Below are 20,708 nucleotides of genomic sequence, written 5' to 3'. Positions count from 1 at the left end.
TTGTGTTTTTTGATGAGAAACGTGTTCACGATATGGTGTTGGGTTTGGTCAGTATGCCGGTTAGTTTTGCATGCCAATACAACGAGCTGCTTCGAGCAGTGTCTTTACTATACCATCGGAATCGGTATCGTGTATAGAGTGTCCGTGATTGTAGCCATACGGTACCGTCAAGACGGGGCAGGCCGCAGCCCTGGCCGCTTGCGCGTCATTCGAGGAGTCGCCGATGGCAACCACTTTGGCGGGTGGCAAGTCGAAGTCCGCGCACACTTGCAGCAGCGGCATCGGGTGCGGTTTTTTCTGCGGTAGCGAATCGCCGCCGTAGACGATCTCGAAATACTGGTCCAGGTTTTTCAGTTTCAGCAGGGGCAGGGCGAAGGCGATGGGCTTGTTGGTGACGCAGGCCAGGCGCAAGCCCGCCGCCTTCATCGCCGCCAGCCCCGCTTCCACGTCCGGATAGAGGGTGCTGAACTGGCCATTGATGGCCAGGTAGTGGCGCTGGTAGCCGTCCATCGCCTGCTCGAAATGCTGTTCCACGCCGGCCGCATCGAAGTCGAGCGCCAGCACGGTGCGGATCAGGTTTCCCGAACCCTTGCCCACCATCAGTTTGATGGCATCGGCGCTGATGGGCGCCAGGTCCAGTTCGGCACGCATGCCATTGATGGCGACATGAAAATCGGGCACGGTGTCGAGCATCGTGCCATCGAGGTCGATGATGGCGGCGCGCACGCCAGCCAGTACGTGGTCTTTCACCGTGCGCGCTTGCATCAGGCGCCCTTGACGGCTGCCAGCTCGGCGCGCATGGCGTCGATGACGGCTTTGTAGTCGGGCTTGCCGAAGATGGCCGAGCCGGCGACGAAGGTGTCGGCGCCAGCGGCGGCGGCGGCGGCGATGTTGTCGATCTTGATGCCGCCATCGACTTCGAGCATGATGTCACGGCCCGATTCGTCGATCATGCGGCGCGCTTCGGCGATTTTTTTCAAGGCTTGCGGAATGAAGGACTGGCCGCCGAAGCCGGGATTGACGGACATGATCAGGATGATGTCGATCTTGTCCATCACGTGTTCCAGGTAGTGCAGCGGCGTGCCGGGGTTGAATACCAGGCCCGATTTGCAGCCATTGTCGCGGATCAGCTGCAAGGAGCGGTCGACGTGATCCGACGCTTCCGGGTGAAAGGTGATGATGTTCGCGCCAGCCTTGGCGAAATCCGGGATAATGCGATCGACAGGCTTGACCATCAGGTGCACGTCGATGGGCACTTGCACGTGCGGGCGGATCGCTTCGCATACCAGCGGGCCGATGGTCAGGTTCGGCACGTAATGGTTGTCCATCACGTCGAAGTGGATGATGTCGGCGCCGGCGGTAACGACGTTGCGCACTTCCTCGCCCAGGCGGGCAAAGTCGGCGGACAGGATGCTGGGAGCGATACGGAATGTTGTCATGGTGAAGTAGCCAAAGGATAGAAAATGCGAAGATGCGCTATTTTACGCCTGACGCCGTTACCATGCCTCATTGAAGCATGGTGAAACACAGAATACGCATCGCGCGATGGCCTATGCGTCGCGCGCGACACACAATATGACTGGCAATGTCTGAATAGGAGTGACGATGGCGACTTATGAATTTACGGTAACGGTCAAGACGCAATACCTGCCCGAGCAATCGGCACCGGACCAGGGGCGGCACGTGTTCAGCTACACGATCCGCGTCGTCAACACGGGCACGGCGGGCGCGCAACTGATTTCGCGCCACTGGGTCATCACGGATGCGAACAACAAGGTGGAAGAGGTGCGCGGCCTGGGCGCCGTCGGTCACCAGCCGCTGCTGCAGCCGGGCGAGCAGTTCGAATACACGAGCGGCACCATGCTGGGCACACCGCAAGGCTCGATGCACGGCGAATACTTTTGCGTGGCCGAAGATGGCCATCAGTTCGAAGCTTTGATCCCCGAATTCGTGCTGTCGGTGCCGCGCACCTTGCATTAAGGAAACGCCGGGGGCTTGCCCCCTTACTTCAGTTTTTCAGTGGCGTCCTGTTCTTCACTGAGCTGCTTGCGCGCCGGCGGTGCGGGCTTTTTGCCCGAATACATGGTCCACCAGACTATAAATGCCAGCAAGAAGAACGCCACCAGCGCCTCTATCATCAAGATCCACATACGCACTCCTATGTTATTTACCCGCAGCTTAGTATTTACCCGCCGTCTGTTGACACGCGGTAGTCTACCCGTTTCAATCGGCGCCGTCGCGCTTGCTCTATCCGCCTGCACCACGCCGCCCGCGCCGCCCGCTGCCAGCGGCAAGGCGCCACCCATCGCGCCGACCGTCGTCAAGCCGGTTCCGGCCAAGCCGGCCGACGCCAAGGATGCCACGGATGTGGCGGCCCCCACCTTTGTGCCCGCCAAGTTTGCCGCCTTGCCTGGCTGGGCCCGCGACGACATGCGCGCCGCCTGGCCCGCGTTCATGGCATCGTGCGGCGTGCTGGTCAAGCGCCCGGACTGGAAGGAATCGTGCACGATCGCGCGCCAGGTGAATGCGGACAGCGACAAGGCCATCCGCCTGTTTTTCGAGACTTTCTTTGTGCCAAATCAAGTGGTGGCCGCCGATGGCGCCAATACTGGCTTGGTGACCGGTTACTACGAACCCTTGCTGCACGGCGCGCGCAAGCGCGGCGGCCCATACCAGACACCGCTGTACAAGGTGCCTGATGACCTGGTCTCGGTGGATTTGTCGGGCGTGTATCCGGAACTGAAAAACATGCGCTTGCGGGGCAAGCTGGTCGGCAAGAAGGTGGTGCCGTACGCCACCCGCGCCGACATCGAGCGCGCCACGTCCGTCACGGGCAAGGAATTGCTGTGGGTGGATGACGAAGTCGAGGCCTTCTTCCTGCAAGTACAGGGTTCCGGGCGCGTGCAGCTGACCGATACGCAGGAAACCGTGCGCGTGGCCTATGCGGATCAAAACGGCCACCCGTATAAATCGATTGGCCGCTACCTGGTCGACAAGGGCGAGCTGACCCTGAGCCAGGCGTCCGCGCAGGGCATCAAGGCGTGGATCGCCGGCCACCCCACGCGCAAGGATGAATTGTTCAACGCCAATCCCAGCTATGTCTTCTTCAAGGAAGAGCGCCTGCCCGACCCGAAAGTGGGGCCGAAGGGCGCGCTGGGCGTGCCGCTGACGCCGCAGCGCTCGGTGGCCATCGATTCGCGCTTCCTGCCGCTGGGTGCGCCCGTGTTCCTGTCCACCACGCAAGCCAATAGCGAGATTCCCATGCAGCGCCTGGTGATGGCGCAGGATACGGGCGGCGCCATTCGCGGGCCGATCCGGGTCGATTATTTCTTTGGCTTTGGCGCGGAAGCGGCCGAGAATGCGGGCCGCATGAAGCAGAGCGGCGCCGTGTGGGTGTTGTTGCCGAAGCAGGCACCGGCGCGCTGAGTTTCTCGCGGCGCCGGGCAGTTCGTGGTGTCGCTTAGCGCAAGACCATGACAGGTAGATGGGTATGCGCGAGCACTTTTTGCGTTTCGCTGCCCACGAACAACTTGTTCAAGCCCTTGCGGCCATGCGAGGCCATCAGGATGATGTCGCAATGGTAGGTTTGCGCCGCATTGACGATTTCATCGTGCGGGCTCGGCGACACGGCCACCACGCCTTCGAAAGGCACGCCGGCGGCGCTTGCCGCTACGCCGATCTTGTCGATGGCGCGTTGCGACGCTTCCTGCATCTGCTGTTCATACAGGCTGGCGTCGAGCACGATGCCGCCATCGGCCATCGGCGAGAACGGAAAAGGCTGCACCACGCTGATGGCGACCAGCTTGGCTTTGTTCAATTGGGCGAAGGCGAGGGCGGTCTCGGCGGCTTTGTCGGACAACGGCGAGCCGTCGGTGGGAAATAAGATGGTGTTAAACATAGCGTGCTCCTCAAGTGATGTAAGACAGCTTATGGATTTACATCAATTAAAACCTTGATGTAAATCAAACCTCACAGGCTTTGGCGTGAATAGTGTCGCCAAAGCAATCTTTTGCCAGTGTATGCCCGTTCACCGCTTCAGGTGCGCACGCTACGCAGCGGCGTGCCCCACACCATGGCGATCGTCAACACAATGCTGCCAGCCGCGATGCAAGCCAGGCCATTGCGCACGCCAAAGTGTTCCGCTACCCAGCCGGCGGCCAGCGCGCCCAACGGCGCCGTCGCCACCGTCAGGAAGCGCATGGTCGACGTCATGCGGCCCAGCATGGGGTCGGGCGTGACCTTCTGGCGCAAGCCCAGGTAGGGAATAAAGAACAACATCACGCCGCAATCGAAAAAGAACATCAAGATGGCATAGGCCACGGCACTGGCGGCCGCGCTGCCGAACAGCGCGGCGGGTATCGTTGGCGTCAGGGCAAAGCAGAGCGAGGTCGATGCTAGGCCGATCAGGATGGTGCGGCCGGCGCCGTAGCGGCGCGTCAGCGGCTTGACGATGAAGGCGCTGAGCAAGACGCCGGCACCACCGAGCATCTGCGTCATGCCCAGCACGCCAGGGCTCATGCCCAGGTCGCGCGTGGCGAACAGCACGGTCAAAGCCATACTGGCGTAAAACAAAAAGTGCCAGATGCCGGCGCCCCAGGCCAGCGCGCGCAGCAGCGGTTCGCGCCAGACAAACAGCAAGCCATCGGCGATGTCGCGCAAGGCGTGCTTGTCAGACGGCGCCGGCCGTGGATCGCGCACGCTCATGGCGCGCAAGTTGAAGACGGAAACCAGATAGCCGCAAGCCGTGCACAGGATGGCGACGGGCGCCGACAACACTTGCACCAGCACGCCGGCCAGGCCGGGGCCGATCAGGCGCGAAGCCGATTCGGTGGCGGCAAATTTCGATTGCGCATCGATCAAGCCGTCGCGGCCCACCAGGAAAGTCAGGAACACCTGTTCGGCGCCGCCACCGACGACGAAGCCGGTGCCGATGATGAAGCCCACTATATATAACCACGGCATCGACAGCACGCCGCACCAATAGGCAACGGCCACGCTGGCCAGGGCCAGGCCGGACATGCTTTCGCTGAACAGCATGATCGGGTGCTTGCTGCGCCGGTCCAGCAGTACGCCGACGGGCAAGCCGAACAGGGCGAACGGCAGCGCCTGCAAGGCGACCAGCACGCCCATCTGTTCCGGTGTCGCATGTAGTAATAACACCGCGCACAGGGGCAGGGCCAGCGAGGTGATCTGGGCGCCGAAGCAATTGAGGCCGTTGCTGAACCACAGGCGGCGGAAATTGACGCTGGCGGCGCTGCCGTCGCCGCGCAGGTAACGGGCGCAGTACTGGAAGAGGGGAGAGAAAATACGCTGCTCGATAAAGATGATCGGACTCACAATAATAGCAGCGCACCTGCCGCGCCGCTGCCGTTAGCCGCTACAATCGTTGCTCCGTTCATCGAGAGGAGACACCATGCAATACGAAGACCTGATCATCGACATCCAGGATAAAGTGGCGGTCATCCGCCTGAACCGCCCCAAGGCGCTCAATGCCTTGAACGACAACATGATGAATGAGCTGGGCGACGCCTTGCTGAAGTTCGATGCGGATGAGAATATCGGCTGTATCGTGCTTACGGGCAGCGAAAAAGCGTTTGCCGCCGGCGCCGATATCGCGGCCATGGCCGATTACACCTATCCGGACACCTTTACCCAGGGTTATATCAGCCGCAACTGGGAACATATCTTGCGCGTGCGCAAACCTGTGGTGGGCGCGGTGGCTGGTTATGCGCTCGGGGGCGGTTGCGAACTGGCCATGATGTGCGATTTCCTGATCGCCGCCGACAGCGCCAAATTTGGCCAGCCGGAAATCAAGGTCGGCGTCACGCCAGGCGCGGGCGGCACGCAGCGCTTGCCGCGCGCCATCGGCAAGGCCAAGGCCATGGATCTGCTGCTGACGGCGCGTACCATCGATGCCACCGAGGCGGAACGCATCGGCCTCGTGTCGCGCGTGGTGCCGGCGGATAAATTGCTGGAAGAAACGCTGGCCGCCGCCAGGACCATTGCCGCCATGCCGACCTCTGTGGCCATGATGATCAAGGATTGCGTCAACCGCGCTTTTGAAACCAACTTGACCGATGGCGTCGCCTACGAGCGCCGTTTGTTCCAGGCCGCCTTCGGTACGCCTGCACAAAAAGAAGGCATGCACGCTTTCCTGGAAAAGCGCTTGCCAAACTTCGACGGTCTTTGATATGATTCGCCTCCTCGCAAAACGACGCACACAAAACATGGTGTTGCAGAGTAAAAGCGGGGAGAAAAAGAAGGTTGACGAAATGCTGCAAACGCTTCATACTCTTCCTTCTTCGTAGCTGACAAACACAACGCTTTGTCGATAGCGCGAGAGTGGTAAATAAGCAGCGCCGAATACAGTTCTTTAACAATTAACAGTCGATAAGTGTGGGCATTTGATGTAAGTGCAGCGTCAATCTTCGGATTGGCGTCTAACTTAAAATATCAAATGTTCACAAGAAATAATGAAATAGGCGCTACGAAAGTAGTGGCCTGTCAGTTTTTTGAGTGAGCGACCCGTCGCAAGACGGTGCCAATAAAATGGCAAAGTAACAGAGATTAAACTGAAGAGTTTGATCCTGGCTCAGATTGAACGCTGGCGGCATGCCTTACACATGCAAGTCGAACGGCAGCACGGAGCTTGCTCTGGTGGCGAGTGGCGAACGGGTGAGTAATATATCGGAACGTACCCTAGAGTGGGGGATAACGTAGCGAAAGTTACGCTAATACCGCATACGATCTAAGGATGAAAGTGGGGGATCGCAAGACCTCATGCTCGTGGAGCGGCCGATATCTGATTAGCTAGTTGGTAGGGTAAAAGCCTACCAAGGCATCGATCAGTAGCTGGTCTGAGAGGACGACCAGCCACACTGGAACTGAGACACGGTCCAGACTCCTACGGGAGGCAGCAGTGGGGAATTTTGGACAATGGGCGAAAGCCTGATCCAGCAATGCCGCGTGAGTGAAGAAGGCCTTCGGGTTGTAAAGCTCTTTTGTCAGGGAAGAAACGGTGAGAGCTAATATCTCTTGCTAATGACGGTACCTGAAGAATAAGCACCGGCTAACTACGTGCCAGCAGCCGCGGTAATACGTAGGGTGCAAGCGTTAATCGGAATTACTGGGCGTAAAGCGTGCGCAGGCGGTTTTGTAAGTCTGATGTGAAATCCCCGGGCTCAACCTGGGAATTGCATTGGAGACTGCAAGGCTAGAATCTGGCAGAGGGGGGTAGAATTCCACGTGTAGCAGTGAAATGCGTAGATATGTGGAGGAACACCGATGGCGAAGGCAGCCCCTGGGTCAAGATTGACGCTCATGCACGAAAGCGTGGGGAGCAAACAGGATTAGATACCCTGGTAGTCCACGCCCTAAACGATGTCTACTAGTTGTCGGGTCTTAATTGACTTGGTAACGCAGCTAACGCGTGAAGTAGACCGCCTGGGGAGTACGGTCGCAAGATTAAAACTCAAAGGAATTGACGGGGACCCGCACAAGCGGTGGATGATGTGGATTAATTCGATGCAACGCGAAAAACCTTACCTACCCTTGACATGGCTGGAATCCTCGAGAGATTGAGGAGTGCTCGAAAGAGAACCAGTACACAGGTGCTGCATGGCTGTCGTCAGCTCGTGTCGTGAGATGTTGGGTTAAGTCCCGCAACGAGCGCAACCCTTGTCATTAGTTGCTACGAAAGGGCACTCTAATGAGACTGCCGGTGACAAACCGGAGGAAGGTGGGGATGACGTCAAGTCCTCATGGCCCTTATGGGTAGGGCTTCACACGTCATACAATGGTACATACAGAGCGCCGCCAACCCGCGAGGGGGAGCTAATCGCAGAAAGTGTATCGTAGTCCGGATTGTAGTCTGCAACTCGACTGCATGAAGTTGGAATCGCTAGTAATCGCGGATCAGCATGTCGCGGTGAATACGTTCCCGGGTCTTGTACACACCGCCCGTCACACCATGGGAGCGGGTTTTACCAGAAGTAGGTAGCTTAACCGCAAGGAGGGCGCTTACCACGGTAGGATTCGTGACTGGGGTGAAGTCGTAACAAGGTAGCCGTATCGGAAGGTGCGGCTGGATCACCTCCTTTCTAGAGTTTGCACGAATCAGTAATGATTCACGCATCAAATGTTCACACTTATCGGCTGTTTAATTAAGAAGAAACAGTAGTCGTAGTAGTTCCGCGTTGGGGCTGTAGCTCAGCTGGTTAGAGCACCGTGTTGATAACGCGGGGGTCGTTGGTTCGAGTCCAACCAGCCCTACCAGTCATTACCCAGGGGGATTAGCTCAGCTGGGAGAGCACCTGCTTTGCAAGCAGGGGGTCGTCGGTTCGATCCCGTCATCCTCCACCAAAGTTTTACTCGAAAGTACAAATGTAAGCCTCTGGGTTTAGATTTGATCTTTTAGCGATCAAAGCTGTTTCGTTCTTTAACAATCTGGAAGAAGTAAAGATTATTTATTGATCGGTTTGCCGTAAAAGGTGAATCGATGGGTAATGATTGTATGTATCAACAAACAAGCAACAACGTTGTACTTTCTTATCCCTGTAGCGCTCTTTGGTCACCTCGGTGAGCAGAGGCTAACGTTATAGGGACAAGCGAATAAGTGCACATGGTGGATGCCTTGGCGATTACAGGCGATGAAGGACGTAGTAGCTTGCGATAAGCTGCGGGGAGTGAGCAAACACACTTTGATCCGCAGATTTCCGAATGGGGCAACCCACCCTTTTAGGGTATTGCATACTGAATACATAGGTATGCAAGGCGAACGCGGCGAACTGAAACATCTAAGTAGCTGCAGGAAAAGAAATCAACCGAGATTCCCAAAGTAGCGGCGAGCGAAATGGGAAGAGCCTGTACGTGATAGTCGGACCGATAACAGAATCCTCTGGAAATAGGAGCCATAGTGGGTGATAGCCCCGTATGTGAAATCGGACCGGTGGTACTAAGCGTACGACAAGTAGGGCGGGACACGTGACATCCTGTCTGAATATGGGGGGACCATCCTCCAAGGCTAAATACTCGTAATCGACCGATAGTGAACCAGTACCGTGAGGGAAAGGCGAAAAGAACCCCGGAAGGGGAGTGAAATAGATCCTGAAACCGTGTGCATACAAACAGTAGGAGCGGACTTGTTCCGTGACTGCGTACCTTTTGTATAATGGGTCAGCGACTTACATTCAGTGGCAAGGTTAACCGCATAGGGAAGCCGTAGAGAAATCGAGTCCGAATAGGGCGATCAGTCGCTGGGTGTAGACCCGAAACCAAGTGATCTACTCATGGCCAGGATGAAGGTGCGGTAACACGCCCTGGAGGTCCGAACCCACTAATGTTGAAAAATTAGGGGATGAGCTGTGGGTAGGGGTGAAAGGCTAAACAAACTTGGAAATAGCTGGTTCTCTCCGAAAACTATTTAGGTAGTGCCTCAAGTATCACCATCGGGGGTAGAGCACTGTTATGGCTAGGGGGTCATTGCGACTTACCAAACCATTGCAAACTCCGAATACCGATGAGTGCGAGCTTGGGAGACAGACGTCGGGTGCTAACGTCCGGCGTCAAGAGGGAAACAACCCAGACCGCCAGCTAAGGTCCCAAAGATTGGCTAAGTGGAAAACGAAGTGGGAAGGCTAAAACAGTCAGGATGTTGGCTTAGAAGCAGCCATCATTTAAAGAAAGCGTAATAGCTCACTGATCGAGTCGTCCTGCGCGGAAGATGTAACGGGGCTAAGCCAGTCACCGAAGCTGCGGATATCCTTTATTGGATATGGTAGGAGAGCGTTCTGTAAGCCTGCGAAGGTGTCTTGTAAAGGATGCTGGAGGTATCAGAAGTGCGAATGCTGACATGAGTAGCGATAATGGGGGTGAAAAGCCTCCACGCCGTAAGCCCAAGGTTTCCTGTTCAACGTTCATCGGAGCAGGGTGAGTCGGCCCCTAAGGCGAGGCAGAGATGCGTAGCTGATGGGAAGCAGGTTAATATTCCTGCACCGTCGTATGATGCGATGGGGGGACGGATCGCGGAAGGTTGTCTGACTGTTGGAATAGTCAGTTTCTGTCTCATAGAAGGCACTTAGGCAAATCCGGGTGCGGAATTCAAGGGGATGGGACGAGTGAATTTATTCACGAAGCAATCGGAAGTGGTTCCAAGAAAAGCCTCTAAGCTTCAGTCATACGAGACCGTACCGCAAACCGACACAGGTGGGCGAGATGAGTATTCTAAGGCGCTTGAGAGAACTCGGGAGAAGGAACTCGGCAAATTGGTACCGTAACTTCGGGAAAAGGTACGCCCCGGTAGCTTGAATGGTTTACTCCATGAGGGTGAAAGGGTTGCAATAAACTGGTGGCTGCGACTGTTTAATAAAAACACAGCACTCTGCAAACACGAAAGTGGACGTATAGGGTGTGACGCCTGCCCGGTGCTGGAAGATTAAATGATGGGGTGCAAGCTCTTGATTGAAGTCCCAGTAAACGGCGGCCGTAACTATAACGGTCCTAAGGTAGCGAAATTCCTTGTCGGGTAAGTTCCGACCTGCACGAATGGCGTAACGATGGCCACACTGTCTCCTCCCGAGACTCAGCGAAGTTGAAATGTTTGTGATGATGCAATCTACCCGCGGCTAGACGGAAAGACCCCATGAACCTTTACTGTAGCTTTGCATTGGACTTTGAACCAATCTGTGTAGGATAGGTGGGAGGCTTTGAAGCGGGGACGCTAGTTCTTGTGGAGCCAACCTTGAAATACCACCCTGGTTTGTTTGAGGTTCTAACCTTGGTCCGTTATCCGGATCGGGGACAGTGCATGGTAGGCAGTTTGACTGGGGCGGTCTCCTCCTAAAGTGTAACGGAGGAGTTCGAAGGTACGCTAGATACGGTCGGACATCGTGTTGATAGTGCAATGGCATAAGCGTGCTTAACTGCGAGACTGACAAGTCGAGCAGGTACGAAAGTAGGACATAGTGATCCGGTGGTTCTGTATGGAAGGGCCATCGCTCAACGGATAAAAGGTACTCTGGGGATAACAGGCTGATTCCTCCCAAGAGTTCATATCGACGGGGGAGTTTGGCACCTCGATGTCGGCTCATCACATCCTGGGGCTGTAGCCGGTCCCAAGGGTATGGCTGTTCGCCATTTAAAGTGGTACGTGAGCTGGGTTTAAAACGTCGTGAGACAGTTTGGTCCCTATCTGCCGTGGGCGTTGGAAATTTGAAGGGGGCTGCTCCTAGTACGAGAGGACCGGAGTGGACGAACCTCTGGTGTACCGGTTGTCACGCCAGTGGCATTGCCGGGTAGCTAAGTTCGGAAGAGATAACCGCTGAAAGCATCTAAGCGGGAAACTTGCCTTGAGATGAGATTTCCCAGAGCCTTGAGCTCTTTGAAGGGTCGTTCGAGACCAGGACGTTGATAGGCTGGGTGTGGAAGTGCAGTAATGCATTAAGCTAACCAGTACTAATTGCCCGTACGGCTTGTCCCTATAACCTTAGCAGGTACAGAGGATAAGACGGTACAACGTTGTGAGTTTGTTGATACTACCAGTCATTACCCCAATCTTTGCTTCTTCCAGATTCAGGCTTTGTCGTCCAATTGGAGACAAACGCCAGTACAAGTTATGCCTGATGACCATAGCAAGTTGGTCCCACCCCTTCCCATCCCGAACAGGACCGTGAAACAACTTTGCGCCGATGATAGTGCTGCAACCAGTGTGAAAGTAGGTTATCGTCAGGCTTGTTATTCGAAAAAACCCCTTCCGGTGATCCGGTTGGGGTTTTTTTTCGTCTGGTGGTTTGATACGCCGCGGGTGGTGTCGGCTTACGCACTGCGCGCTAAGCCGACCTACGGTCATGTAAAGTCCGGTAGGTCGGATTAGCGTAGCGTAATCCGACAACATTGTTGGCATTCATGGTGATGCCGGCTGACGTGCTTGTGCGTCAAGCCGACCTGGGGTATAATTCGCCTCCTCAGATCAGACGACTTGCTGCCCCGTTGGGAGCAGGTTGTTGAAAAAGTTATGCCTGATGACCATAGCAAGTTGGTCCCACCCCTTCCCATCCCGAACAGGACCGTGAAACAACTTTGCGCCGATGATAGTGCTGCAACCAGTGTGAAAGTAGGTTATCGTCAGGCTTGTTATATAAAAAAACCCCGCTAGGTGCGGGGTTTTTTTTCGTCTGCAGCATTCATCGGATCAGATGCCCCAGGTGATGCTTTCATTTTCCGCCTTGGCCGAGCGCAGCATTTCCATCAAAGGATAGGCGCGCTGCGAGAAATGCACTTTTTGCGCGCGCGCATGGGCACCCGTTTCGCCATCTTCCAGGGTTTCCGGCGTATGCGCGTCGTGTTCGATGTCATTTTCCGGATGCAATTTGCTTTCCGCGACTTCTTTTTCCAGCAGGGCCAGGGCATCGCCCGCTTCGGCTGGCGTGATGACGCCGCGCGTGGGGTTCTTGTGCAGGATGTCGAGGATACGCTGGGCATGTTCCTGGTACATCAGCACTTCAGGGGAAGATTTGGATTTGAATGAGATCAACATAAGCGCTTTCTGAAACTTGTTGTTAGTGTCGAAACAATATCACGACTTGAAATGTCGCACAGGCCGTCCGTTTGTCCCGGATTGCATATTTGCAAGCCGGATAGAGCCATCTGTTGGACAACGCACGTATTTACAAGAGCTCGCTTACCGTGAAAATACCCGTTTAAGCGAGCGTTAAGTCTTAATCCAGTTTCACCGAGTCCATGAAGGTGTCGATGGTGTCGCGCGACAGCTTGCTTTCTTCACCGAGAATGATGATCTGGAAGATGCGTTTGTCCTGCGCCACAAAACGCCCGACCAGCAAGACAGGCTTGCCTTGTTGCGTGCCTTTGGCCTCGATGCTGAGCGAACTGCGCTGGTGCGTTCCCGCAGCCGTGCTGCTGGCCGCCGATGCCGATTTTTCGCTGCGCACGGTGCCGTTGATATTTTTCAACAGGGCCGTCTGCATGGCGGGCAGGGCCGCTTGTGCCTGTTCCGTGCTGTCGAGCACGGCGCTGCCGATGGCGAAGGTATTGCCATCGACTTCGCTGGCCGTCATGGTCAGGCTGACTTTCTTGCCGTCGAGGTCGACCTCGCGTGTCAGCACGGCCGGCTTGCCTGGAAACAGGGCCGTGAACTGGGCGTCGGGGCTGCGATAGTCGCGCCAGTCGAACTTCGGACTGCAGGCGGACAGGACGCTGGCGGCCGCGAGCGTAGCCAGAAAGAGGGCAAGTGATGGTTTTTTCATCAGCAGATGGTAGCAGCGCCGCCGATCAGGCGCAATCGCGCACGTGTGGGGCCACCGGCCGGCTCATATTTCACGCAGCACGCGCCGGTACTGGATCGCTTCGGCGACATGCGCTTGCGTGATGCCGGGGCTGCCCGCCAGGTCCGCGATGCTGCGCGCTACGCGCAGTACCCGGTGATACGTGCGCGCCGACCAGTGCAATCGCGCCATGGCGCCATGCAGCAGCTGTTCTCCATGCGTTTCCAGACGACAATGCTGTTCGATTTCCGTGCTGCTCAGGCGCTGGTTCGCTTTCCCCTGGCGTGCCAGCTGCAGGGCAAAGGCTGCCGCCACCCGCGTGGCGATGGCTTGCGTGCTTTCGCCGGCGCCTGCGTGCCGGCCCAGCGCTGCGGGCGGCATGGCGGCCACTTCAATTTGCAAGTCGATACGGTCGAGTAGCGGGCCGGACAGGCGACTGTGATAGCGGAGCACGGCGTCCGGCGTGCAGCGGCAACGGCCCGAAGCGTGGCCCAGATAGCCGCATGGGCAGGGATTCATGGCGGCGATCAGCTGAAAGCGGGCAGGAAACTCGGCCTGGCGGGCCGCGCGTGAAATGCTGATCACGCCCGACTCCATGGGCTGGCGCAGCACATCGAGTACGCGGCGCTGGAATTCGGCGATTTCGTCGAGAAACAGCACACCGCAGTGTGCCAGCGAGATTTCTCCCGGGCGCGGCACGTTGCCGCCGCCCACCAGGGCCACGCCGGACGCCGTCTGGTGCGGGGCGCGATAGGGACGCCGTTTCCAGTGTTCCACCTTGAAGTGCCCGCCCTGCGAATGCACGGCCGCCGATTCCAGCGCTTCTTCATCGCTCATGGGCGGCAGCACGCCGGGGAAGCGGCTGGCCAGCATGGTCTTGCCCGCACCCGGTGGCCCTACCATCAAGACGTTATGGCCGCCCGCGGCTGCCACTTCCAGTGCGCGTCGCGCCTGCTGCTGTCCTTGCACGTCGGCAAAGTCGGGATACGCAAAAGCGGAGACAGCCAACATGGGCTGATGGCGTTGCAGGGCCGTGTGGCTGGCGTGCGCGGCAAAATGCGCGCAGACCTCGAGCAGGCTGTGGGCGGGGTAGATGCAGGCGTCGCGGACGAGCGCCGCCTCGTCCGCGTTCGCCTGCGGCAAGATGAAGGCGCGTGGCGCGCCCGGCTGGCTGCGCTGCATGGCAAAGGTCATGGCCAGGGCGCCGCGGATGGGGCGCAACTGGCCCGACAGCGACAGTTCGCCCGCGAATTCGTAGTGGTGTAATTGGTCGCCCGGCAACTGGCCGGAGGCGGCCAGGATGCCCAGCGCGATGGGCAGGTCGAAGCGCCCCGATTCCTTGGGCAAATCCGCCGGCGCCAGGTTGGCCGTGATGCGCCGCGCCGGCATGTCAAAGCCGCAGTTTTGCAGCGCGGCACGGACGCGGTCGCGCGATTCCTTCACTTCCGTATCCGGCAGGCCGACAATCGTAAACGAAGGCAAACCATTGGCAAGGTGGACTTCGACACTTACCTCGGGCGCTTCCATGCCGGCCAGGGCGCGGCTTTTCAGGACGGCCAGACTCATCAGACTCCCCTGTGGCGCGGGCGCGGGCAGGATCAGTCTAGCGCGTGAAGCGCCGTCAGGCTTGAGCTATGCCAGCAAGGCCGTCAATAACGGGACCTGGCTGGCGTCACCTTACGCCTTGGATTCGTTCAGGCGCGTTTCCAGTTCGATCAGGCGCAATTCCAGTGCGTCCAGTTTGGCGCGGGTCTTGGCCAGCACTTGCGCCTGGATATCGAATTCCTCACGCGTGACGAGATCGAGGCGGGCGAAGCCCTGGGTCATCATCGATTTGACGTTTTTCTCGATATCCTTGGCAGGCGAGTTTTCGATGGCTTGATGGATCTTGCCTTGCAAGTCGTTAAAGAAGGTATTCATGTCCATGGTCAGTCCTTTTATGGTGCGGCCTGTGCATCGCACCATTGCGGTGCACAGCGGCGTTAATCTGGTGCGAAACTGGGCAAATTCATCATGCTTCAGCAGCCCGTACCCGCATGCCGACAGGCTTGCAGGGTATGTATGGTCGGAAACGCACCTGTCAAGGTGGCAAGTGAGCTGGCACGTATTCTGCTAAAGAAGGTATGAACGCTTTGTGATCTCCAGCCAAGATTTTAAACCTCAACCGCTTTAAAAGTTCAATAAAAGGGAATCGCCATGAAGAATCTGTCCAAGAACATGACTTTAGCTGCAGCGTTGACGCTGGCCATGACCGCCGTGTGCGGTAGCGCCATGGCCCAGGATGCAGTGGCGGCGCCTGCTGCGGCCGAAGCCGTGCCTGATAACGTGGTGAGCTACAACGTGGCGCTGACCAGCGACTACCGTTACCGCGGCATTTCGCAAAGCCGCTTGAACCCGGCCATCAGCGGCGGCGCCGACTATACCCATAACCCGACGGGCCTGTATGTGGGCACCTGGCTGTCGAGCATCAAATGGATCAAGGATGGCGGCGGCGATACCGATCTGGAATGGGATATCTACGGCGGCAAACGGGGCGAGATCAGCAAGGATTTTACCTATGACGTTGGCGGCCTGTACTATTTCTATCCCTCGAATGGCCTGAGCACCAATGCCAACACCTTCGAGCTGTACGGCCAACTCGGCTACGGCCCTATGTATATCAAATACTCGCATTCGACCACCAATCTGTTCGGTGTTGCCGACAGCAAGAACAGCGGCTACCTGGACGTGGGCGCCAATGTCGAGGTGCATGATGGCTACATGCTGAACCTGCATGTGGGCCGTCAGAAAGTCGAGCACAACGATTCCCTCAGCTACAGCGATTACAAGATCGGCGTGACCAAGGACTTTGGCATGGCGACCGTTTCCCTGGCTGCCGTCAAAGCCAACATCACGTCGCTGGCACCGAATGGCAAGAATCTGGCGAAATCGGGTCTCGTGCTGACCGTGTCCAAAACTTTTTAAGCGAGACTGCCATGAAAATGATTACCGCAATCATTAAACCGTTCAAACTGGACGAAGTACGCGAAGCTTTGTCGGCTATCAATGTGCAAGGCATTACCGTCACGGAAGTCAAAGGTTTCGGCCGCCAGAAAGGTCACACGGAACTCTACCGTGGCGCCGAGTATGTCGTTGATTTCTTGCCAAAAACCAAGATTGAAGCGGCTGTCGATGACGCCATTGTCGACCAGGCCATCGAAGCGATCGAAGGCGCCGCGCGTACCGGTAAAATCGGTGATGGCAAGATTTTCGTCTACAACCTGGAACAGGTCATCCGCATCCGTACCGGTGAAACCGGCAACGAAGCGCTCTAAGGGGAATATTGATGCATAAAAATATAACAAAATTGCTAGCCGGGATAGCCTGTCTGTGTGCGTTTGGAGTTGCCACGCCGAGCTTTGCCGATGCGCCCGCCAAGACGGAGGCGGCCACGACCACGGCCGTCGCCGCCCCTGCCGTCACGCCGGTGCCTGATGCAGCGCCTGCCGCCGCCGCGCCGGCCCCGGCCGCTGCCGCGCCAGCCGCCGCGCCCGTCGCCAACAAAGGCGACACCAGCTTCATGATGATCAGCACCTTGCTGGTGATCTTGATGACCATCCCCGGTCTGGCCCTGTTCTACGGCGGCCTGGTGCGCTCGAAAAACATGTTGTCGGTGCTGATGCAAGTGTTCATGGTGTTCGCGCTGGTCATCGTGCTGTGGTGTATCTACGGCTACTCGATCGCCTTCACGGAAAAAACCGCCTTCTTCGGTGGCTTTGACCGCCTGTTCCTGAACGGCATCTGGGATCCGGCCAAGGGCACGTTTGCCGCCGCCGCCACCTTCAGCAAGGGCGTCGTCATTCCCGAGTTCGTCTTCGTGGCCTTCCAGGGCACGTTTGCCGCCATCACCTGCGCACTGATCGTCGGCGCCTTTGCCGAGCGCGCCAAGTTTTCCGCCGTGCTGGCCTTCGTCGTGCTGTGGTTCACGTTCGCCTACTTGCCAGCGGCCCACATGGTGTGGTTCTGGACCGGTCCTGACCTGATCACCAACGCCGCCACCTCGGCCAGCGAAGCCCTGAAGGCTGGCTGGATCTGGCAAAAAGGCGCGCTGGACTTCGCCGGCGGCACCGTCGTGCACATCAACGCCGCCGTTGCCGGCCTCGTGGGCGCCATCATGATCGGCAAGCGCGTCGGTTACGGCCGCGAATCGATGGCACCGCACTCGCTGACGATGACCATGATCGGCGCATCGCTGCTGTGGGTGGGCTGGTTCGGTTTCAATGCCGGCTCCTCGCTGGAAGCGGGCGACGTGGCTGCCCTGGCCTTCGTCAATACGCTGTTGGCCACTGCCGCCGCCACCCTGTCGTGGGTGTTTGGCGAATGGATCAGCAAAGGCAAGCCTTCGATGCTCGGTGGCGCATCGGGCGCCGTGGCCGGCCTGGTGGCGATCACCCCGGCGGCCGGCTTTGTCGGCCCGATGGGCGGCCTGGTCATCGGCTTGCTGGCTGGTGTCGTCTGCCTGTGGGGCGTGAATGGCCTGAAACGCCTGATCGGCGCCGACGATTCGCTCGACGTGTTCGGCGTGCATGGCGTGGGCGGCATCCTCGGCGCCCTGCTGACGGGTGTGTTTGCTGCGCCACAACTGGGCGGCCAGGGCGTTTTCGACTACGTCACCAACAAGATGTCGGCCGATCCGTACTCGATCGGCCACCAGGTGTGGGTGCAGGCGCAAGCGGTCGGCACCACCATCCTCTGGTCGGCCGTGGTCTCCGTCATCGCCTATAAATTGGTCGACATCGTCATCGGCCTGCGCGTACCGGAAGAAGAAGAGCGCGAAGGCCTCGATATCACGAGCCACGGCGAACAAGCGTATCATGGTTAAATAGCAATCATCTGGCATGCCAGCGCCCCGGCGCGGCATGTCCGGTTGGAAAAGGCGCCTCATTGAGGCGCCTTTTTTTCGTTGTGGGAATGTAAAAGGTCTTTAAAACAAGGCTTTTGCCCCGATTTGGGGTACTTACACGGTAATATAGTCGGCAGTTCTGTGTGCTTTTTTGAATACTGCACATAATTTAAGGATGTAACTATGGTTCCCCATCTCGTCACGGCCCTGACCGGACCGCTGCTCGACCTCGAAAAAAAGATTCTGGCCGCGACGCCGGCCATTGAGCGCTGGTTTCGCATGGAGTGGCAAGAGCACACGCCGCCCTTCTATTGCTCGGTAGACTTGCGCAACGCCGGCTACAAGCTGGCGCCCGTCGATACCAATCTATTCCCTGGCGGTTTTCATAATCTGGCCACGGAAATGCTGCCCCTGTCCGTGCAAGCGGCCATGGCCGCCATCGACAAGTATTGCCCGGACGCCCGCAACCTGCTGATCGTGCCGGAATTGCACAACACCACGCCGCAGTATCTGCAAAACGTGGCGCGATTGATGCAGATATTCCGCCAGACGGGACTGCACGTGCGCTTCGGCTCGTGGTCGCCCGAGATCACCCAGCCGACACCGCTGGCGTTGCCAGATGGCAACATGCTCGTCATCGAACCGCTCGTACGCCTGAACAATGGCCGCCGCCTGGGCTTGAAGGATTTCGACCCGTGCACGATTCTGCTGAATAACGACTTGTCGGACGGCATCCCCGATATCTTGCAAAACATTCATGAGCAAAGCCTGCTGCCGCCCTTGCACGCGGGCTGGGCCTTGCGCCGCAAGAGCAACCACTACATGGCCTACGATGAAGTGGTGAAAAAATTTGGCAAGATGATCGATGTCGACCCGTGGATGCTCAATCCCTTCCACGCCAAGTGCAGCGACGTCAATTTCCAGGAAGGCGAGGGCGAAGATGCGCTGGCCGCCAGCGTCGACGTGCTGCTGGCCAAGATCCGCAAGAAATACAAGGAATACGGCATCAAGGAAAAGCCCTTCGTCATCGTCAAGCCCGATGCGGGCACGTATGGCACCGGCATCATGACGGTGCGCGACGCCAGCGAAGTGCGCGACCTGTCGCGCAAGCAGCGCGAAAAAATGTCCATCGTCAAGGATGGCCAGCTGGTGACCGACGTGATCATCCAGGAAGGCGTGCCGACCTTTGAAAGCATCAAGGATGCCGTGGCCGAGCCCGTCGTCTACATGATCGACCGCTATGTGGTGGGCGGCTTTTACCGCGTGCATGCGGAGCGGGGCGTGGACCAGAACCTGAACGCGCCCGGTTCGCAGTACGTGCCGCTGGCGTTTGCCCAGCAGCATGCCGTGCCGGATTTGAAGGCCAAGCCGGGCACGGCCGCGCCGAACCGCTTCTATGTGTACGGCGTGGTGGCGCGCCTGGCCTTGCTGGCCGCGTCGCTGGAAATGGAGCGCACGGACCCGAATCCCGAGGTGTATTGATCCACCAATGAGGCTTGCCGGGCGCGACGACTACCGCGCCTGGCGATCTCGGCTAGAATCAAGCATTCCTTATCCAGGCTCCCCGATTGGACGCACCATGAAAATTGCATTCCTTGCCGACCCGCTGGCAGGCTTCAAGACTTACAAAGATTCCACCTTCGCCATGATGCGCGAGGCGGCCAAACGCGGCCACGCCGTGTATGCCTTCGAACAGAAAGACATGGCGCTGGAAGAGGGCATCGTCACGGCACGGGTACAGCATATCGAGCTGACCGGCGACGAACACGACTGGTACAAGGTGGTCTCCACCGAGGAAGTGCGCCTGTCGACCCTGGACGCCATCATCGAGCGCAAGGATCCGCCGTTCGACATGGAATACGTGTACGGCACGTATCTACTGGAACTGGCGGAAAAGCAGGGCGCTTGCGTCTTCAACAAGCCGTCCGCCATCCGCGACAACAATGAAAAGCTGGCCATTGCCCAGTTTTCCGAATTTACTTCGCCGACCCTGGTGACGTCGAACGAAGCGCGCCTGCGCGCCTTCCATGCCAAGCACCAGGACGTCATCTTCAAGCCGCTCGACGGCATGGGCGGCACGGGCATCTTCCGCGTCAAGGCCGATGGCCTGAACCTGGGCGCCATCATCGAGACGCTGACGGACAACGGCGCGCAAACCATCATGGCGCAGCGTTTTATCGCCGACATCGACAAGGGCGACAAGCGCATCCTCGTCATCGGCGGCAAGCCAGTGCCGTTTTCGCTGGCGCGCATCCCGCAGGCCGGCGAAGTACGCGGCAACCTGGCCGCCGGCGGCACGGGCGTGGCGCAGCCATTGACGGCGCGCGACCTGGAAATCGCAGAAAAGCTTGGGCCGATCCTGGCCGCGCGCGGCCTGATGCTGGTAGGATTGGACGTGATCGGCGACTATCTGACGGAAGTCAATGTCACCAGCCCGACCTGCTTCCAGGAAATCATGCAGCAGACGGGTTTTGACGTGGCGGCCATGTTTGTCGACGCCGTCGAGCATGGCGTTGCGCAAGCGCAGCAGCGCTAGAAGGTGAAATGAC

At 58.0% G+C, this 20,708-nt stretch carries 17 protein-coding genes, 2 tRNA genes and 4 rRNA genes; 14 read left to right on the top strand and 9 right to left on the bottom strand.

The window, feature by feature from the left end; translation table 11 throughout:
* Positions 1-60 precede the first annotated feature (60 nt).
* Positions 61-765: a phosphoglycolate phosphatase gene (locus ACPJXG_RS25125; RefSeq protein WP_425252642.1), complete on the bottom strand. Its 705-nt coding sequence runs from the start codon at positions 763-765 to the stop codon at positions 61-63.
* A complete protein-coding gene (rpe, locus tag ACPJXG_RS25120) occupies positions 765-1,439 on the bottom strand; it encodes a ribulose-phosphate 3-epimerase (RefSeq protein WP_034753544.1) in 675 nt (224 codons plus the stop codon). The genes ACPJXG_RS25125 and rpe overlap by 1 nt, the downstream gene beginning before the upstream one ends.
* Before the next feature lie 166 nt (positions 1,440-1,605).
* Between rpe and apaG the strand changes: the two genes are divergently transcribed.
* The gene (gene apaG, locus ACPJXG_RS25115) at positions 1,606-1,980 is read left to right on the top strand and encodes a Co2+/Mg2+ efflux protein ApaG (protein ID WP_035828598.1); all 375 of its coding nucleotides are present in this window, start codon (positions 1,606-1,608) and stop codon (positions 1,978-1,980) included.
* 23 nt (positions 1,981-2,003) lie between these two features.
* Here the strand turns inward: apaG and ACPJXG_RS25110 are convergent, their stop codons facing one another.
* The gene (locus ACPJXG_RS25110) at positions 2,004-2,150 is read right to left on the bottom strand and encodes a hypothetical protein (RefSeq protein WP_167468630.1); all 147 of its coding nucleotides are present in this window, start codon (positions 2,148-2,150) and stop codon (positions 2,004-2,006) included.
* A gap of 76 nt (positions 2,151-2,226) precedes the next feature.
* On the opposite strand from ACPJXG_RS25110, the gene ACPJXG_RS25105 reads away from it, so the two are divergent.
* Positions 2,227-3,426 carry a murein transglycosylase A gene (locus ACPJXG_RS25105; protein WP_035828600.1) on the top strand — a complete coding sequence of 400 codons (1,200 nt, stop codon included), beginning with the start codon at positions 2,227-2,229 and terminating at the stop codon, positions 3,424-3,426.
* A 34-nt stretch (positions 3,427-3,460) separates the two neighbouring features.
* On the opposite strand, the gene ACPJXG_RS25100 is transcribed toward ACPJXG_RS25105, so the two are convergent.
* Together ACPJXG_RS25100 and ACPJXG_RS25095 are read right to left on the bottom strand one after the other, a co-directional pair.
* A complete protein-coding gene (locus ACPJXG_RS25100) occupies positions 3,461-3,898 on the bottom strand; it encodes a universal stress protein (protein WP_035824436.1) in 438 nt (145 codons plus the stop codon).
* Between the two features lie 137 nt (positions 3,899-4,035).
* Positions 4,036-5,337 carry an MFS transporter gene (locus ACPJXG_RS25095; protein WP_425252641.1) on the bottom strand — a complete coding sequence of 434 codons (1,302 nt, stop codon included), beginning with the start codon at positions 5,335-5,337 and terminating at the stop codon, positions 4,036-4,038.
* A gap of 76 nt (positions 5,338-5,413) precedes the next feature.
* Here ACPJXG_RS25095 and ACPJXG_RS25090 point away from each other — a divergent pair, with 76 nt between their 5' ends.
* From ACPJXG_RS25090 to rrf (ACPJXG_RS25060), 7 genes are all read left to right on the top strand, one after another.
* Positions 5,414-6,190: an enoyl-CoA hydratase gene (locus ACPJXG_RS25090; protein WP_425252640.1), complete on the top strand. Its 777-nt coding sequence runs from the start codon at positions 5,414-5,416 to the stop codon at positions 6,188-6,190.
* A 379-nt stretch (positions 6,191-6,569) separates the two neighbouring features.
* Positions 6,570-8,099, top strand: a 16S ribosomal RNA gene (locus tag ACPJXG_RS25085).
* A 98-nt stretch (positions 8,100-8,197) separates the two neighbouring features.
* Positions 8,198-8,274 (top strand) — tRNA-Ile (locus tag ACPJXG_RS25080).
* Positions 8,275-8,285: 11 nt separating this feature from the next.
* Positions 8,286-8,361 (top strand) — tRNA-Ala (locus ACPJXG_RS25075).
* A gap of 239 nt (positions 8,362-8,600) precedes the next feature.
* Positions 8,601-11,476, top strand: a 23S ribosomal RNA gene (locus ACPJXG_RS25070).
* A 138-nt stretch (positions 11,477-11,614) separates the two neighbouring features.
* Positions 11,615-11,727: ribosomal RNA gene (gene rrf, locus ACPJXG_RS25065) — 5S ribosomal RNA — on the top strand.
* 286 nt (positions 11,728-12,013) lie between these two features.
* Positions 12,014-12,126, top strand: a 5S ribosomal RNA gene (rrf, locus tag ACPJXG_RS25060).
* The 16S, 23S and 5S rRNA genes sit together here with 2 tRNA genes alongside, the layout of an rRNA operon.
* 61 nt (positions 12,127-12,187) lie before the next feature.
* On the opposite strand, the gene ACPJXG_RS25055 is transcribed toward rrf (ACPJXG_RS25060), so the two are convergent.
* The 4 genes from ACPJXG_RS25055 to ACPJXG_RS25040 form a co-directional block, all read right to left on the bottom strand.
* Positions 12,188-12,532 carry a DUF1840 domain-containing protein gene (locus ACPJXG_RS25055; protein WP_034749443.1) on the bottom strand — a complete coding sequence of 115 codons (345 nt, stop codon included), beginning with the start codon at positions 12,530-12,532 and terminating at the stop codon, positions 12,188-12,190.
* Between the two features lie 181 nt (positions 12,533-12,713).
* On the bottom strand, positions 12,714-13,259 hold the full coding sequence (locus ACPJXG_RS25050; RefSeq protein ID WP_425252639.1) for a hypothetical protein: 546 nt from the start codon (positions 13,257-13,259) through the stop codon (positions 12,714-12,716).
* 63 nt (positions 13,260-13,322) lie between these two features.
* Positions 13,323-14,843: a YifB family Mg chelatase-like AAA ATPase gene (locus ACPJXG_RS25045; protein WP_425252638.1), complete on the bottom strand. Its 1,521-nt coding sequence runs from the start codon at positions 14,841-14,843 to the stop codon at positions 13,323-13,325.
* A gap of 111 nt (positions 14,844-14,954) precedes the next feature.
* Entirely contained in the window at positions 14,955-15,203 is a 249-nt protein-coding gene (locus ACPJXG_RS25040) for an accessory factor UbiK family protein (protein ID WP_046683506.1), read from the bottom strand.
* Between the two features lie 270 nt (positions 15,204-15,473).
* Between ACPJXG_RS25040 and ACPJXG_RS25035 the strand changes: the two genes are divergently transcribed.
* The 5 genes from ACPJXG_RS25035 (at position 15,474) to gshB (ending at position 20,695) form a co-directional block, all read left to right on the top strand.
* Positions 15,474-16,241, top strand: coding sequence for a TorF family putative porin (locus ACPJXG_RS25035; protein WP_176389110.1), 768 nt, complete (start codon positions 15,474-15,476; stop codon positions 16,239-16,241).
* An 11-nt stretch (positions 16,242-16,252) separates the two neighbouring features.
* Positions 16,253-16,591 (top strand): P-II family nitrogen regulator, encoded by a 339-nt coding sequence (locus ACPJXG_RS25030; RefSeq protein ID WP_010393464.1) that lies wholly within the window; start codon positions 16,253-16,255, stop codon positions 16,589-16,591.
* Between the two features lie 11 nt (positions 16,592-16,602).
* Positions 16,603-18,138 (top strand): ammonium transporter, encoded by a 1,536-nt coding sequence (locus ACPJXG_RS25025; protein ID WP_035824447.1) that lies wholly within the window; start codon positions 16,603-16,605, stop codon positions 18,136-18,138.
* A gap of 204 nt (positions 18,139-18,342) precedes the next feature.
* Complete coding sequence (gshA, locus tag ACPJXG_RS25020) at positions 18,343-19,641, top strand: glutamate--cysteine ligase (RefSeq protein ID WP_425252637.1); 1,299 nt, start codon at positions 18,343-18,345, stop codon at positions 19,639-19,641.
* A gap of 97 nt (positions 19,642-19,738) precedes the next feature.
* Positions 19,739-20,695 carry a glutathione synthase gene (gene gshB / locus ACPJXG_RS25015; protein ID WP_225243712.1) on the top strand — a complete coding sequence of 319 codons (957 nt, stop codon included), beginning with the start codon at positions 19,739-19,741 and terminating at the stop codon, positions 20,693-20,695.
* The last annotated feature ends 13 nt before the right edge of the window (positions 20,696-20,708 follow it).

The organism is Janthinobacterium sp. NFX145 (genome assembly GCF_049810325.1).
GTDB lineage: Bacteria > Pseudomonadota > Gammaproteobacteria > Burkholderiales > Burkholderiaceae_D > Janthinobacterium > Janthinobacterium rivuli.
Note: the sequence above shows the minus strand (reverse complement) of the source record. Positions and strands in the feature narration are given on the sequence as shown.

Excerpts from the sequence above, each read along its gene's own strand:
- ACPJXG_RS25125 (WP_425252642.1), bottom strand. The coding sequence starts at position 765 with ATGCAAGCGCGCACGGTGAAAGACCACGTACTGGCTGGCGTGCGCGCC.
- ACPJXG_RS25100 (WP_035824436.1), bottom strand. The coding sequence starts at position 3,898 with ATGTTTAACACCATCTTATTTCCCACCGACGGCTCGCCGTTGTCCGAC.
- gshA (WP_425252637.1), top strand. The coding sequence starts at position 18,343 with ATGGTTCCCCATCTCGTCACGGCCCTGACCGGACCGCTGCTCGACCTC.
- ACPJXG_RS25050 (WP_425252639.1), bottom strand. The coding sequence starts at position 13,259 with ATGAAAAAACCATCACTTGCCCTCTTTCTGGCTACGCTCGCGGCCGCC.
- ACPJXG_RS25045 (WP_425252638.1), bottom strand. The coding sequence starts at position 14,843 with ATGAGTCTGGCCGTCCTGAAAAGCCGCGCCCTGGCCGGCATGGAAGCG.
- ACPJXG_RS25035 (WP_176389110.1), top strand. The coding sequence starts at position 15,474 with ATGAAGAATCTGTCCAAGAACATGACTTTAGCTGCAGCGTTGACGCTG.
- ACPJXG_RS25055 (WP_034749443.1), bottom strand. The coding sequence starts at position 12,532 with ATGTTGATCTCATTCAAATCCAAATCTTCCCCTGAAGTGCTGATGTAC.
- ACPJXG_RS25110 (WP_167468630.1), bottom strand. The coding sequence starts at position 2,150 with ATGTGGATCTTGATGATAGAGGCGCTGGTGGCGTTCTTCTTGCTGGCA.
- ACPJXG_RS25090 (WP_425252640.1), top strand. The coding sequence starts at position 5,414 with ATGCAATACGAAGACCTGATCATCGACATCCAGGATAAAGTGGCGGTC.
- rpe (WP_034753544.1), bottom strand. The coding sequence starts at position 1,439 with ATGACAACATTCCGTATCGCTCCCAGCATCCTGTCCGCCGACTTTGCC.
- ACPJXG_RS25040 (WP_046683506.1), bottom strand. The coding sequence starts at position 15,203 with ATGGACATGAATACCTTCTTTAACGACTTGCAAGGCAAGATCCATCAA.
- ACPJXG_RS25030 (WP_010393464.1), top strand. The coding sequence starts at position 16,253 with ATGAAAATGATTACCGCAATCATTAAACCGTTCAAACTGGACGAAGTA.
- gshB (WP_225243712.1), top strand. The coding sequence starts at position 19,739 with ATGAAAATTGCATTCCTTGCCGACCCGCTGGCAGGCTTCAAGACTTAC.
- ACPJXG_RS25025 (WP_035824447.1), top strand. The coding sequence starts at position 16,603 with ATGCATAAAAATATAACAAAATTGCTAGCCGGGATAGCCTGTCTGTGT.
- apaG (WP_035828598.1), top strand. The coding sequence starts at position 1,606 with ATGGCGACTTATGAATTTACGGTAACGGTCAAGACGCAATACCTGCCC.